The organism is Veillonella sp. ZSJB6, assembly GCF_051549505.1.
In the GTDB taxonomy this organism is placed as follows: domain Bacteria; phylum Bacillota; class Negativicutes; order Veillonellales; family Veillonellaceae; genus Veillonella.
This window is the reverse complement of sequence record NZ_JBPUGE010000003.1, coordinates 121,499-136,878: the sequence shown is the minus strand read 5'-3', so window position 1 is coordinate 136,878 and position 15,380 is coordinate 121,499. Positions and strand designations below refer to the sequence as shown.

Below are 15,380 nucleotides of genomic sequence, written 5' to 3'. Positions count from 1 at the left end.
TGTACTAGCTCCTTTTTTATAACCTATGAACAAGCTAAACTATTATAAATAATCATGAGGGTAGTGTATGCGGAAGCCCCTATAAACCTACATCGACAACGCCATGATCATAAGTTTCTTCTACAGTTTCTTGTACAACCATATCACTGCGATGTACCTTATCAAGCATCTTAGAGCGTGCTGTTGTAATGGCACTTTCACTATGTTTACCACCACGCCAAGCAAACTTAGATGTACCGATTGTATATTTCAAAGTTGCATAAGGACCACTCAAATGATGAGACGCTGTTTTATAACCCGCATCAAGAGTAAGATGTGGTGTAATATGGAATTCTGCCCCCACTTTAAAGCCTTTAATAGCATCGCGTTTAGGTAATTTATAATACCCTACTTTTACAGCCTCTCTACCACGCCAGTTATAATAGTCTGCATAGACACGAGCCCATCTAGCATTTTTAAATGTTCGAGCATAGCCAATATCATAACCTCTAGCTACAGTATTTTCACTTAGAGCCCAGTGATTTTCATAATCAACCCTAGCATAATCATAAAGACTTTGATCAGGATCCATTCCATATGGATACAATCCTGTAGGATCATACCATGTATCAGTTCGCCCATGAAGGCCTATATATTTTCTTTCATTAGATCCTAAATTTTTATAAATATTGGCATGGAATTCATTAAGCCCTACCACATATTCTAAGCCACCACTAACACGTTTATATCCATTTTTAAATGCATGGTCATAGAATGCATTAACACCAACGTAAGCATGCTCACCTTTACTAAGGCGACGATACCCTACACCAACATTAGCATTTACACCTAAGGACTCTTCCTTATCTGTTTGCCCATTATATACCGTAAACGTCCCTGCAGGTCTAGCTGGAACCCAATAATTATTTAATTTATTAGAGGATATCTTTTCTCCACTGCGTCCAATACGACCTTGTACAAAGACAACACTTTTAGCATTTTCATCGTAATGGATTATAGGTTGTAATGTCTCAATGTATAACTTGTTGAGTTCTGTAGATTTGGATTTATCAGAAGTCCCCACAATAGGATGATTTTCCCAAGGCGTAAAATTATGGAAGTGATGGCTACTCGACTCTTCAGAATTTTTCATACCAACGCCAACTACGATATCTGTACGATCCATCCAGTTAGAACGAACCGCATCATGCTTAGCCCCATTCACTTCTGTAGTAGAATCTGCAATACCTTGGCCATGTCCATTTTGTACATCTGCTGCAAAACCTGTAGCACTAAATGCACATGCTACAGCACCTAAAACCATTGCTTTTATCATTAATGTCTTGCTCATATAAATTACTTTCCTATTATTACATGTCTTATTTAATATCTATAATCTAAACTACAGTGGTATTATAGATGATCAATTGGCGCCAAATAATCGTATTCAATGTCATCAAAGGATTCTACAATCATGTCTTGACGACGTACCTTATCTAGCATTTTAGAGCGAGCTGTAGTAATCGTATCATCACTATGCTTGCCACCCCAGAAGGCAAATTTAGATGTACCTAATGTATATTTAAGAGTGCCATACATCCCTTTCGACATGTTATTGGCATTGTTATACCCAATATCTAAAGATATATGTGGTGTTAACTGTAATTCAGCACCAATTTTAATGCCTTTATAATGGTTAGCATTTCGTGCAGTAAACCATGGTACAGACCAATGACCTGGACGACCCCAATTATATTCTTGTTTGTGGCTAAATCCATTGCCATTCCAACGATACCCATTTACATAGGTACGAGCCCAACGTGCATTTTTAAAGGACCTTACAATCCCTATTTCATATCCATCTAACACGCCACCACCTACATAGGTATTATAATTTTCACTAGGAATGGTATTGTATGGGAATGTATCTGGATAGCCATTAGGATACAAGCGTTTAGGATATGGATTACCGCCACCGCCTTTTACGAGCTCCTTATCACCAAGGCCTCTATACACATTAGCATACACTTCGTTGAGTCCATTCACATACTCTACACCACCGCTGATACGATTGTAATTTCCTGTGAAAGCACGATCTACAAAAGCGTTAACACCTACATAAGCATGTTCATGTTTACTAAGAATACGATAACCAACACCTAAGCTACCAACTGTTCCTAACGACTCAGATGTTTTTTCATCTGTATTGATTTCCGTAAAAACATCAAACCCAAATGGTGACATTACAAGGTCTGGAGTGAAATAACCTCTTACCTCTTTAGAGGAGATTTTCTCACCACCACGGCCAATACGACCTTGTACGAACACAACGCTCTTAGAGTTTTCATCATAATGGGTAATAGGTTGTAATGTTTCTATATAGGCTTTAGTGATATTCCCGTAATCTGATTTTGTATTGTAAAAGTTATTATTATAATCACTAGGGAACATCCCCTTATGCGAATCAGATGTACCACCAGTTTGAACACCTACGGCAATATCTGTTCGATCTAACCAATTGGAACGAACCGCTTCATGCTTAGCCCCATTCACTTCTGTAGTAGAATCTGTAATACCTTGGCCATGTCCATTTTGTACATCTGCTGCAAAACCTGTAGCACTAAACGCACATGCTACAGCACCTAAAACCATGGCTCTAAATACTAACTTGCTTATCATATATTACTGTCTCCCCACTAGCCTTTATAAGTGATCATAAGGTACTACCATCCAGAATTCTTCATAGGTATTACCTACTCGCATCGGACTGCGATCTACTTTATCTAACATTCTAGCCCGTGCATTGGTAATAGTATCATCACTATGCTTACCACCATGCCAAGCAAACTTGGATGTACCTAATGTGTATTTAACAAAACCATAGGCACCACTAGAGTTGTTATTATCTGATGTATACCCTACATCTAGAGAAACATGTGGTGTAAGTTGTAATGTAGTACCAGCTTGCCAGCCATGGCTTTTACCAACATTAAGAGTTAAGGCAGGACCTTCACCATGTGTTGTGGCGCCTAAGCCATTCCAATGATAAGCACCTACATAAGCACGTGCCCAACGAGCATTCTTAAAGGTGCGTGCATAGCTTACATCATATCCGGACAATGCTTTTTGAGACTTGTAAACTGTATAACCTGCAGTGCCACCATCTAACAAGAATTCAAAATAACCTTCATATAAAGGTACATTATAAGGTTCAGATTTTGTACTATTTAATCCCTTATAGATATTAGCGCGAACTTCGTTAAAGCCAGATACATATTCCAAGCCACCGCTAATACGGTTATATTTTTTCGAGAAGGAATGATCATAAAACGTATTAACACCTACATATGCATGTTCATGTTTACTGAGAATCCGATAGCCTAATCCGACATTAGCAACAGTTCCCAATGATTTAGTATTATGATGTTCTTCAGGTCTATACCGTTGTTCGCCTTTTTTAGTAACTGGATTGTATGGATACCAATATCCCCCATTGCCACCAGAGAAATAGCTAGCTTGATCCTCTTGTCCGCCTTTACCGATGCCACCTTGTACGAATAGAACTGATTTAGAGTTTTCATCATAATGGGTTAAGGGTTGTAATGTTTCTACCGAAACTTGAGCCCCTACCTTAGATTGGGTACCGACTATAATATCTGTACGATCCATCCAACTAGAACGAACCGCTTCATGCTTAGCCCCATTCACTTCTGTAGTAGAATCTGTAATACCTTGGCCATGTCCATTTTGTACATCTGCTGCAAAACCTGTAGCACTAAACGCACATCCTATAGCCCCTAACACCAACGCCTTAATAATTATGTTTCTTCTCATGACTTATACGCTCCCCTCGTTTTGCATAAGAAATAAAACCACACAACACTGCCCGTCCTTCACGTTCATTTCATGGTTAATTCATCTTCATTATAGGTATGCTTGTTTCTATAGTCAATATAACTCCTTATAGTTAAACGACACTTAAAGATTCTCTAAATCATTATGTTACAAATTGATTTCTATTTTCAGGCATAAGAAAAAGACCACCCGCAAGCTGGGTGGTCTTTTTTCTGGGGAATGAAATTGTTATTTGAATAAAGGCAAGATTGCGTTTGCTAAACCAGTAAGTGCAGCCAAAATTGCTTTAACGATAGTTGCTACCATTGCTCTTCCTCCTTCTCATATAAGCACAATAACTAAACTAACTATAAACATCTTAAACGAGGATATTAAGTTTAATATGAAATGAGTAAATTTTTACACATTAATTTTTCATGAGGAAAACAATAAAGTACTAATTATGATAGATAGTTTTATGAGAAAGATAGCATACAACGAATTCATAATTCTATATATTTTCTTAATATTTTGTAAACTAAGATATCTGCACCTACGAAACTTGATCATAATAGAAAACCCTTCTCTACATTCCCAGTTCAAACCGAACTAAAGAATATTAGAGAAGGGTTTCTTATTTATAGATTACAGAATAAACAATGTATATGATTAACTCATAGTATGTAATCTTGTATCTGTGAGTATAGATTGTATGGTTTTATCTATAATTATAGAGATTTAACAACCTCTGCACAACGGTGGCAAAGTGTAGGATGTTCGCTATCTTGACCTACTGTATCGCGGTGGATCCAGCAGCGTTCACATTTTTCAAGTTCAGATGGAGCAACTACTGTTGCAACGCCTGTTTCTTCGTCTTTTACAGCCTCTGCTGGAGCAGCGCCATTTACGATGTGAGCTTCGGATACGATAACAAGTTTAGCCAAACCTTCTTCACCAAGAGCGTTCAATGCGTCAAATGCAGCGCCTTCAGCGTATACTGTAACGGATGCATCCAATGGGTGACCGATTGTTTTGTTTTGACGAGCCAATTCCAATGCTTTTTGTACGGATGTACGCAAGTCTAACAATTGGTTCCATTTATCAGCCAATTCTTGGTTGAAGTGTTCAGGATGACCTTGTGGCCAATCTTGAAGCATAACGGATTCAGGCATACCTTCTTCTTTAGGCATGTATTTCCAAACTTCTTCTGCTGTGAAGGAAAGTACTGGAGATACCATTGCTACCAATGTTTTTAAAATTTCGTACATTGCTGTTTGCGCAGAACGACGAGCTACGTTGTTTTTGCTTTCAGCATACATAGTATCTTTCATTACATCAAGGTAGATGGAGCTCAAGTCTACTGTGCAGAAGTTATGAATTGCATGGTACAACATGTGGAATTCATAGTTTTCGTACGCTTCAGTAACCTTTTGACGCACTTCTTCTAAGCGCAACAATACCCATTTATCGAATTCGGACATATCTGCGTAAGCCACTTTGTCAGTGTTTGGATTGAAGTCATCCACGTTACCAAGCAAGAAGCGGAATGTATTACGGATCTTACGGTATACTTCGGATAATTGTTTTACGATGTCTTTGGACAAACGTACGTCTGCTTGGTAATCCGCAGAGGATACCCACAAACGCATAACATCAGCGCCATATACGTCGATGATGTCGCTAGGAGCTACTGTATTACCTACAGATTTAGACATTTTGCGACCTTCGCCGTCCACAACGAAACCATGAGTTAATACGGAGTTGTATGGTGCTTTACCTGTTGTTGCTACTGCAGTTAACAAGGAAGAGTTGAACCAACCGCGATGTTGGTCAGAACCTTCAAGGTACATAGCACATGGTACATCTAAGCCATTAACTTCAAGTACGCCAGCCCAAGAGGACCCAGAGTCGAACCATACGTCCATGATGTCTGTTTCTTTTTTGAACTCATCATGACCGCAATGAGGACATTTGAAGCCTTCTGGTAACAATTCTTTTGCACTGTGAGCCCACCAAGCATCAGAGCCTTCTACAGCTACTTTATCTTGTAATGCTTTGATAGTATCATCGTTGATGATGTGTTCGCCGCAGCTTTCACAATAGTAAATAGGAATTGGCACGCCCCAAATACGTTGACGGGAAATTACCCAGTCACCACGGTCGCGAACCATGTTGAAGATACGATCATGACCCCATTTAGGAATCCATTGTACTTGATTGTCAATCGCATCAAGTGCTTGTTGACGGTAACCATCTACAGAGGAGAACCATTGTTCTGTAGCACGGTAGATGACAGGGTTTTTACAACGCCAGCAGTGAGCATATTGGTGACGCAAGCTAGATTTGTGAAGTAATGCATTGTTGTGCGCCAAGATTTTAATAACAGGCACTTCTGCATCGTGAATTTCTACGCCAGCCAATGGGAATTCAGTATCGCCATAACGGTTGTCGTCTACTTGTTTAGTGTAGTTACCAGTTTCGTTAACAAGAGATACGATAGGAAGTTCAGTTTTGCCTTCCTTGTTATAACGCATAACGATGTTAAAGTCGTCTTCACCGTGTGCAGGAGCTGTATGTACGCAACCAGTACCTGCTTCAAGTGTTACGTGGTCGCCACACAATACAGTAGAATTACGTTCTACAAATGGATGTTTGAATTCAGCCAATTCCAAATCTGCACCAGAGAAACGATTTACGATTTCGTAGTCTTCGATGCCGATATCTTTCATAGCCGCATCAACAAGTTCAGTAGCCATCAAGTAGTATTCGTCGCCTACTTTTACCCAGCCGTATTCAAGCTCAGGGTTAACGGAAATAGCTACGTTGGCAGGCATTGTCCAAGGAGTAGTTGTCCAGATAACAGAGTATGCTTGTTTTGGATCTACGCCAGCTGGCAATGTTACCTTTTTCTCGGATACGTAAGGGAATTTTACGTAAATGGAGAAAGATTTTTTCTCAGCATATTCAATTTCTGCTTCTGCCAATGCAGTTTCGCAGTGAGTACACCAGTATACAGTTTTAAGCCCTTTGTAAATATGGCCGCGTTTTGCCATTTCGCCGAAGATACCAAGTTGTTTTACTTCGAACTCAGGGCGCAATGTCAAATAAGGGCGATCCCATTCACCTAATACACCAAAGCGAATGAAGTCTTGTTTTTGAGTTTCTACGCATTCCAATGCATATTCCTTACATTTGTTGCGCAAGTCCAATGGAGCCATTTCATGGCGGTTAAGACCAGTGTTTTTAATAACCGCATGCTCGATTGGCAAACCATGTGTATCCCAACCAGGGATATAACGTGTATAGTGACCAGTCATAGTCTTGTATTTCATGATGATGTCCTTCAACGTTTTGTTGAGGGCATGACCGATGTGCAATTTACCGTTCGCATATGGAGGGCCATCATGCAAAATGAAAGGTTTCGCGTCTTTACGCAATTCCAAACGTTTTTGATAAATTTTGTTGTCTTCCCAGAATTTTAAGATTTCTGGTTCGCGCTTAGGCAAATTGCCGCGCATTGGGAATTCTGTTTCAGGCAAATGTAACGTCTTACCGTAATCCATGATGTGCTCCTTTTACATAAAAAAATCGCCCGCCCCCGAAGGGACGGACGTAATATCCGTGGTACCACCCTACTGACCTTCTGTGAAAGCTAGAACATTCCGAGCATACGAAATAACTAGGCTTCATATTGTGAAAGCCACTTAGACATATAACGGTGTTCACCGGCAGGGTTCCTGCTTGCTCCAAAGTGATCCGCAAATCTCTAGATTTCCAAACCTTTCAGCCCATGAGTTTGGTCTCTACTAAATCCGTCTGAGACATGCCGTCTTTTTCAACGCAATATTCATATAATAGATAATTATAGGTCTCATTAGGGTAGCTTGTCAAATATATTCTACCCTAAATGTTATATCGTGTTTAACATATAATATTTCACATTATAATTCTTGTGGCACATACGGCTTCTGTACAGAATCTAATAATTTAAAATTCATCGGACTTCGTACCATTTCATTATACTGCTCAACAACGGCCTCCTCCGTTTCACTAGAAGGATTAGCCATAAAATCCTCAATAGCTTTATCAAGATGTCTCTTTTGCTCTAACCGATTCTGAGCCTCGGCGGCAGTAATCTTAGCACCAATTCCATCGGCTGCTTCCTTCTGTGCTTTCACCCATTGGAAATCACTATCGGATTTATGCTCCACAATATGATCTACTATACCGCTATAAATAAGCATCATTTCCGCCATATTAGCGCCATTCGTCTGCCCATTGTTGCGCATCAACTTAACAAGACGTTCTCCCTCCTGCTTGTGATAGGTTTTAACAATGGTATCTAACGCATTATATTTTGGTCCAAATGCTTCGATTAATGATGAAAGCTTCTCCAACTGCGTATGAGCAAATGCATAATTATCTGATTCATAGCGTTTTTCTTTATAATACGTATCTAGCTCTTTCACGACTACCACAACGTCGTGTAATACCGGTAATAAAGCATCTGTAGCTGCTTCCAAGTCACTATGTGTGTGCCCCGCTTCTCGCGCCGCAATGAGTTCTTGCTCAAGACGTTCATAATCCCGCACCTTAAACTCAGCTAGCGGTACATTTTGTTGTGCTTGCTGCACCGTTTCCATATGTTGATGACTATATTTTACACTAGTGAAATTAAACTCATTTGTGGCAGCCAAATAAAATCTAAAAACGCGCCAGATTTCCTTCTCACTATCGCTTTGCGTAGCTTTCACCTGACTATTTGTCTTTAAATTATCCATATTAAACTCACAACCACTTACAACGCCTACACTCGCCACGATACACACAACTAAACCTATCCGGTGCCACCAATTCTGACCACTCATCTATCTCTCCTAAATGCTCTACATTCCCATAAATTAATATTACAGATATTGTATAAAATTAATACATCCAATTCAAGATGAGGAAATAACAAGACATAAGAAAACCCCATACAAAGTATGGGGTATAAAATATTATATTTTGGATAATAACTGTGGGGCGAACATTTCGCTCTATCAAGGCCCACCTTAGTGTTATTCTATACGATTAGTATAACAATTAAATTTTACTGATGTCAATCAAGCGACTTAAGAAATGGCTGCTAATTAAATTCTATCAAATCCATCATATGGTAAGTCATACGTCTTATAGTCATAGCCAGTAATACGCCACATTTTATTATCCATTTGAGTCATTTCTATAGGTAATACTTTGGTTTCATTAGTCTTCGTATCCAATGCGCGAATTTCTATATTAACAACTCCATCTTTCTTACTTTCTTCCTCTATGGAAATTAATTCATATCGTCCTACTTCTTTTAACGTCTGCAAATTATCTTTAAATGGATCTTTAGGATCAGGTCTATGTGGTATATGACTTCTTAAATCTTGGTTAAGTAATACCTCTTTTACATCTAAATAATAATTATCTATTGCTGTAAATAGCAATGCTTCTCCAAGATTCAAAATCTTAGTTTCTCCTTTTGAATTAGTTTGAGATATATTCCGTCCATCAGATTCTTTAAGTAATTTTTCGATATATGGATCATAAATACGGTGTAAAATACCTTCGCCATCTACGTATTTAAAAAATGTATCCGGATCACCATTTTGAATTGATTCATATATAATCTTTAAAGAGTATTCAGGTGACTGCTGATACTGCTTATTCAGATGATCTGTATACATTTTGTAGCCTATACCTGCCACTGCCATAATACCTATCAATGCAAAAACTAAAAACTTAGCTATACTTACCTTTATAAATTTCATTACTATTATCCCTCTCTCATCAGATAATTTATTGCGTCACATAATTAACTTACAATATATCATAGCCATGAGTTTATAGATAGTTTAAATTTATAGATCAACACATAAAAATGCCACCTTTATTATGTTCCAATAAAGGTGGCATATTCATATAAATAGACTTTACATTATAGTGCTAAAAAAGATATCCAAATATTTAGAACCCAAAGGCAGAGGCATACAATCATTGCTTTTTGGTCCATGCTTTCAGATGGTGTTTCTTTAAGGCCAGTACGAGCAGATTCTTCAGCTGTAATTGTTTCATAGCTTGTTGGAGAACCATATTGGTTATCGCCTACATCACCAGGTTTAGCCAATAAATAAATGACATATACAAGACCGATGATTGGAACAAATGGAAGTAGCAAAAACCATCCAGATTTATTAATATCATGCAAACGACGAACTGCAATACCAACAGACGGTAAGAATACAGCACAAGTGTAAGCAAAGGATAATAAATTAAAGAAGGATCCCAAGAATGAATGTCCAAAAATAAATCTTAATAGAGTAAGTACAAAACCTATGACAACTGTAACTGCTGTAAAGCGCCAATATTCACTGCGACTAGCTCTAGTACTAAAATTAACAAAATTACCAACTACAGAATGCTTGAAGTTATCAATATACGCCAAGTTTTTAATGTTTAAATCAGTCATAATTCTCTCCTATAAAATGACAAATTGAAATTAATTTATTATACAACAAAACAGCCTCCTGCACCATGCAAGAGGCTGTTATTTGTATATATAGTTTACATCGCACTAGTCATTAGCAATCGATCCACTAGGAACCATAGTACAAAGATCGCACATAGTAGTCCTGCTGTAAGACCTGTTGTAGGTGTCGCATCTATTAAACCAATTTCATGAGCCATTTGTTTCGTTAGGATAACATGGCCTGTTGGTGAGCCAAAGCGGTTGTCGTGGCTTTCACCAGGAAGAGCCATCAACACTAACAATATAATTGTACCAATGACAGGAACAACACCAATAAACACAAGACCACCAGAACGGCCTTGATCGTGCAAGCGTCGTACGGCAACAGCTACGCCAGGAATGACCATAACAACGGACATAAGTACAAGAATAACTAGCCCGAAGCCTACACCAACGGCACTAGAGAGCGGACTAATATAGCTCAAGAACGCACAGGTAAATAGAATGGCTACAAAGAGCAATTGGTACATCAAAAAGAAATTCCAATATTCGCTACGGCTAGCACGGCCTTCAAAGTCAGCGTATTTATAAACAAAGCATTGTTTAAAGTTTTCAATCATTCCTAGACTATATTTATCTAGCGAAATGGGTGCTTTGCGGATACGTCCACAGTTTGGACAGTATCGTTCACTTTTTAACACCTCATGTCCACAATATGGACAAGGTCTCATAATAAACTCCTTCCATCCACAGCAGGAAACAGTGAAGCTCATAAAGTCCTGTTGCTTTAACACATATAGTAACTTAGATATGTTTTGAAGTAATCATATCTATATTTTTGAATTCATCTTGATTTCATTTTACTACAAAGTATTATATTGTCTATAAAGGAGTTGTTAAACTTTTATAAAATAAAATAATAATTATGCTATTAAACGTAGATTAATACTATATATAGCCATTGGCGTTAATACCATACCATAATATATCACCGATGGTATCACCAAATATGATGGATTGAAGAATAAATATAGTGATGCCCATAATCCAGTCTTGTTTTCTAGATGGCGTTTCTTCAAGCCCTGTAGATTGGCTTATACTAGCAGTGATAAGAGTATAGGCAGTTCTTTCACCGTAGCTATTCTCACAGGTATCGCCCTGTTTCAATTCGTAAGTTAAGAATATAAAGAACCCTATAATAGGAATAAAAGAAATCAGCTGAGTCCAGCCGCTGCGGCCAATATCATGCATGCGTCGCGTTGTGATGGCGATATTAGGAAGCACGAAAAATAGCGTTACTAATAACGTAATCGTATCAATAATAGACTCAAAATTATAGAGGCCAACACCTTTACAAAGGATGGCTACTACACTCAGCGTACCTTGAATCATCATCATTCCAGCCATGAATCGCCAGTATTCACTACGACTGGCACGACCTTTAAAATTGGCGTAGTTTTTGATGCCTAGCACGAAGGCATCGGTATAGTTCAAATCATATACATTTACAGATGCCATAGCCTAGTCCTCCTCAAACTCTTCAAAACCAATGATTTTCCAACCATTGCCAGTGTTGTATAAACGAACTAACATGGATGGTCTTTTATCTACAAAGTCCACCCTATATCCTATATAGTCCACAACAGCATCATCATCAACATCTTGGGTGACATAGTCTAAGTGTATAGACTCAACTTCAGCACGCGATTCTTTTGTCTTAGCTTGTTGCCAAAGATCAAAGGTACCGTATCGTTCCATTTCACGACCGCTCAAATTGCGATACGCACTATGATAGTCTCCATTCGCCAGTTCTTTGTAATACTCTTTCACCACAAGATAGCCTTCTGTTGTGGCAGAATCACTATGTAATAAACGATTTGCTTTTTTGGTGAAAGCCCCCTGCCCCAAGTTCCCAAAGGCAGTTTCTTCTACCATATAGTTATGCCCCATCATAGAGGAACCTATACTATTTGCAACCCAGCCTAAAACAAGAAGAACCACGATGAAGGCACCCGAAACAGATCGCTTCTCATGTATACTAGGTTCTACAGATATCTGTTCATTAGTTATGCTTGATTCTTGTGTGGGAGCCGATCTTTTACATAACAAATAGAGCAACGCAATCCATCCTAAAATAGGAATAAAGCTGAGAAGCATCAAGGTTGGGTCATTATTAGAGTCGCGTAACCGTCTTGCTACCATCATAATGGTGGGCAATACTAACACTACTGTTAATGCCATCAATACGCCGCCCCCTAAGGATATGGCATATAAAAATCCATAGGGTATGAAGGTGGCAAGACCTGTTATAAATGTAACTAGACCATATACAAAGGTCATAGCACTGATGGTAAGCCAAAAGTCGGCTATCGTTGTTCGTCCCTTATGATTCGCATAGTTTTCTACTAGCTCACGATAGAGGATTTCAAATACTCTCTGCTTCATAAATCTCCTACTATATTTAGATATGATACAAACTTAGATAACCTTATTATACTATGCTTTACCAACCCTATCACTTCATTTTTTCTTCATTAAATTTATCTATACTAATAATATATTTTTTACAACTAAAATTCGTGCAATTAAGTTTGTATAGGAGATAATAATTATGAACGCTAAATTGACTAAAGTAGTAGCTATGGCCAGCTTGGCAGCATTCTTATCAGTTGGTATTGGTGCCAATGTAGCACAAGCCAAAGATTACCACTTCAAAATCGGCGAAAATCATCGCATGGTAAAGAACGATGATGGCACAGTGGACAGCAGTGCTCATCCATGGTTCAAACCAAATCAAAAGAAACATAGAAAACACAAAATTTCTGAACGTGAAAAACATGACAAAAATGCAACTGCAAAACGCAGTGAACGTCATCAACGTTCCGAATCTACAAACGGCTAATCATTCCCCTTTCATAACTGGTTATCCAGTCATATAACACATAACTAAACTAACTAACTGAAAAGGACGTTATACACATGTATAACGTCCTTTTTAGTATGCATTTTATTATGCGTTAGCTCTTATTATGCATCAGCTTTTAGCACAGCTTGTTTCATAGATTGTACGTAGTCAAACAACGCTTGGTCTGCATGTTCGCCATGTTCTGCCACGATTTTAACGATAGCAGAGCCTACGATAGCACCGTCAGATACGCGCGCCATTGCTTCTGCTTGTTCTGGCTTAGAAATACCAAAACCAACGGCTACAGGGATATCTGTATATTTGCGAATGGTTTCAACGATGGATTTAATATCCGTTTTTATTTCGCTACGCATACCTGTAACACCGAGGGAAGATACGCAGTACACAAAGCCTTCTGCGTCTTTTGCGATCATTTCAATGCGGTTTTCAGATGTTGGAGCGATCAAGGATACCACTTCAACACCGTGTTTATTAGCAACGCTAGCGAGTTCCCCTTTTTCTTCAAACGGCATGTCTGGCACGATAACGCCGGAGATACCAACCTCTTCGCAGAGGGTAAAGAATTTTTCACGACCGAACACATAGATTGGGTTCAAGTAAGTCATGAATACGAGTGGGATAGTCACTGCATTTTCGCCTGTACGCAAACGGCGCACCATATCGAAGATATCGTTGATTTTTACACCTGTAGAAAGTGCACGTGTACTCGCTTCTTGGATAACTGGGCCTTCCGCTGTTGGATCGGAGAATGGAATACCAATTTCTATCATGTCGGCGCCGGCTTTCACCATCACGCGAATATAACGTTCTGTATTTTCAATACCATGGTCACCAGCACTGATGAATGGGATGAATGCCTTGCCCTTTATGAAAGCGTCTTTAATTTTACTCATGAAGATCCACCCCTCTATATTTCGCCATAGCCGCTACGTCTTTGTCGCCACGACCAGATAAACAAATAATAATGATATCGTCCTTGCTCATAGTAGGCGCAATTTTACGCGCATGTGCCACTGCATGAGCACTTTCAATAGCTGGAATAATGCCCTCTAAACGAGACAAATATTCGAAAGCATCTACTGCTTCATCATCCGTTACAGGTACATATTCAGCGCGACCACTATCGTGCAAGTACGCATGTTCAGGACCGATACCAGGGTAATCAAGACCTGCGGAGATAGAATATACTGGAGCAATTTGGCCGTCTTCGTCTTGGCAGAAGTAAGATTTCATGCCATGGAAGATACCAACAGAACCTTTTGCAATTGTCGCTGCATGTTCCTCTGTATCGATACCGCGACCTGCTGCTTCACAACCGATGAGGCGAACGCCTTCATCAGGAATAAAGTGATAGAACATCCCCATCGCATTGGAACCGCCACCTACACAAGCCATAACAGCTGTTGGCAATTTACCTTCTGCTTCAAGGATTTGCTCACGCGCTTCACGGCTGATGATGGATTGGAAGTCACGAACGATCATAGGGAATGGATGAGCGCCCATAACAGAGCCCAACACATAGTGCGTATCAGACATGCGGTTTGTCCATTCGCGCAATGCTTCAGAAACAGCATCTTTTAACGTACTAGTACCACTTGTTACAGGATGCACCTTAGTGCCTAATAACTCCATGCGATATACATTAAGCGCTTGACGTTCACAGTCTTCAGCACCCATGTATACTTCACATTCCATGCCCATTAACGCAGCAATAGTAGCTGTTGCCACACCATGTTGACCTGCACCAGTTTCAGCAATAACACGAGTTTTACCCATCCGTTTTGCCAATAGCATTTGACCGATTACATTGTTCAATTTGTGAGACCCAGTATGGTTCAAATCTTCACGTTTTAAGTAGATTTTAGCGCCCCCAAGGTCCTTTGTCATGCGTTCTGCATAGTATAAAAGGGATGGACGACCTGTATATTTTTTATGTAAATCCTCAAGTTCGCGCACGAAATCAGGATCATCTTTGTACTTGTTGTATGCCTCTTCCAATTCGATGACTGCATTCATCAATGTTTCTGGCATAAATTGGCCACCGAAGGAGCCAAAATAACCATGTCTTTGTTCACTCATATAACTTACCTTTCCATATACCATTCCTGCTAGCACGCCTGTATAGCGTTACTACTGGCATCTATC

General features: G+C 39.2%; 13 protein-coding genes. 1 reads left to right on the top strand and 12 read right to left on the bottom strand.

Annotated elements, in window-relative coordinates; genetic code table 11:
• Positions 1–79 precede the first annotated feature (79 nt).
• The 10 genes from ACSV5T_RS05145 to ACSV5T_RS05100 all read right to left on the bottom strand — a co-directional run bounded on the left by ACSV5T_RS05145 (position 80) and on the right by ACSV5T_RS05100 (position 12,754).
• A complete protein-coding gene (locus ACSV5T_RS05145) occupies positions 80–1,330 on the bottom strand; it encodes an inverse autotransporter beta domain-containing protein (RefSeq protein WP_438320443.1) in 1,251 nt (416 codons plus the stop codon).
• A gap of 62 nt (positions 1,331–1,392) precedes the next feature.
• Positions 1,393–2,658: an inverse autotransporter beta domain-containing protein gene (locus tag ACSV5T_RS05140; RefSeq protein WP_295825608.1), complete on the bottom strand. Its 1,266-nt coding sequence runs from the start codon at positions 2,656–2,658 to the stop codon at positions 1,393–1,395.
• Between the two features lie 24 nt (positions 2,659–2,682).
• Complete coding sequence (locus ACSV5T_RS05135) at positions 2,683–3,813, bottom strand: inverse autotransporter beta domain-containing protein (protein WP_438320442.1); 1,131 nt, start codon at positions 3,811–3,813, stop codon at positions 2,683–2,685.
• A gap of 728 nt (positions 3,814–4,541) precedes the next feature.
• Positions 4,542–7,376: an isoleucine--tRNA ligase gene (gene ileS / locus ACSV5T_RS05130; RefSeq protein ID WP_438320441.1), complete on the bottom strand. Its 2,835-nt coding sequence runs from the start codon at positions 7,374–7,376 to the stop codon at positions 4,542–4,544.
• Positions 7,377–7,754: 378 nt separating this feature from the next.
• The gene (locus ACSV5T_RS05125) at positions 7,755–8,681 is read right to left on the bottom strand and encodes a hypothetical protein (RefSeq protein ID WP_438320440.1); all 927 of its coding nucleotides are present in this window, start codon (positions 8,679–8,681) and stop codon (positions 7,755–7,757) included.
• Between the two features lie 264 nt (positions 8,682–8,945).
• Entirely contained in the window at positions 8,946–9,611 is a 666-nt protein-coding gene (locus tag ACSV5T_RS05120) for a hypothetical protein (protein ID WP_295792804.1), read from the bottom strand.
• A gap of 167 nt (positions 9,612–9,778) precedes the next feature.
• The gene (locus ACSV5T_RS05115) at positions 9,779–10,309 is read right to left on the bottom strand and encodes a DUF805 domain-containing protein (RefSeq protein ID WP_438320439.1); all 531 of its coding nucleotides are present in this window, start codon (positions 10,307–10,309) and stop codon (positions 9,779–9,781) included.
• 95 nt (positions 10,310–10,404) lie between these two features.
• Entirely contained in the window at positions 10,405–11,040 is a 636-nt protein-coding gene (locus ACSV5T_RS05110) for a DUF805 domain-containing protein (protein ID WP_370815388.1), read from the bottom strand.
• 217 nt (positions 11,041–11,257) lie between these two features.
• Positions 11,258–11,827: a DUF805 domain-containing protein gene (locus tag ACSV5T_RS05105; RefSeq protein WP_119206238.1), complete on the bottom strand. Its 570-nt coding sequence runs from the start codon at positions 11,825–11,827 to the stop codon at positions 11,258–11,260.
• 3 nt (positions 11,828–11,830) lie between these two features.
• Entirely contained in the window at positions 11,831–12,754 is a 924-nt protein-coding gene (locus tag ACSV5T_RS05100) for a DUF805 domain-containing protein (RefSeq protein WP_438320438.1), read from the bottom strand.
• 166 nt (positions 12,755–12,920) lie between these two features.
• Here ACSV5T_RS05100 and ACSV5T_RS05095 point away from each other — a divergent pair, with 166 nt between their 5' ends.
• Entirely contained in the window at positions 12,921–13,211 is a 291-nt protein-coding gene (locus ACSV5T_RS05095) for a hypothetical protein (protein WP_438320437.1), read from the top strand.
• Between the two features lie 125 nt (positions 13,212–13,336).
• On the opposite strand, the gene trpA is transcribed toward ACSV5T_RS05095, so the two are convergent.
• Both trpA and trpB read right to left on the bottom strand, forming a co-directional pair.
• The gene (trpA, locus tag ACSV5T_RS05090; protein ID WP_295825018.1) at positions 13,337–14,128 is read right to left on the bottom strand and encodes a tryptophan synthase subunit alpha; all 792 of its coding nucleotides are present in this window, start codon (positions 14,126–14,128) and stop codon (positions 13,337–13,339) included.
• Positions 14,121–15,314 (bottom strand): tryptophan synthase subunit beta, encoded by a 1,194-nt coding sequence (gene trpB, locus ACSV5T_RS05085; protein WP_295825015.1) that lies wholly within the window; start codon positions 15,312–15,314, stop codon positions 14,121–14,123. The genes trpA and trpB overlap by 8 nt, the downstream gene beginning before the upstream one ends.
• Positions 15,315–15,380 lie beyond the last annotated feature (66 nt).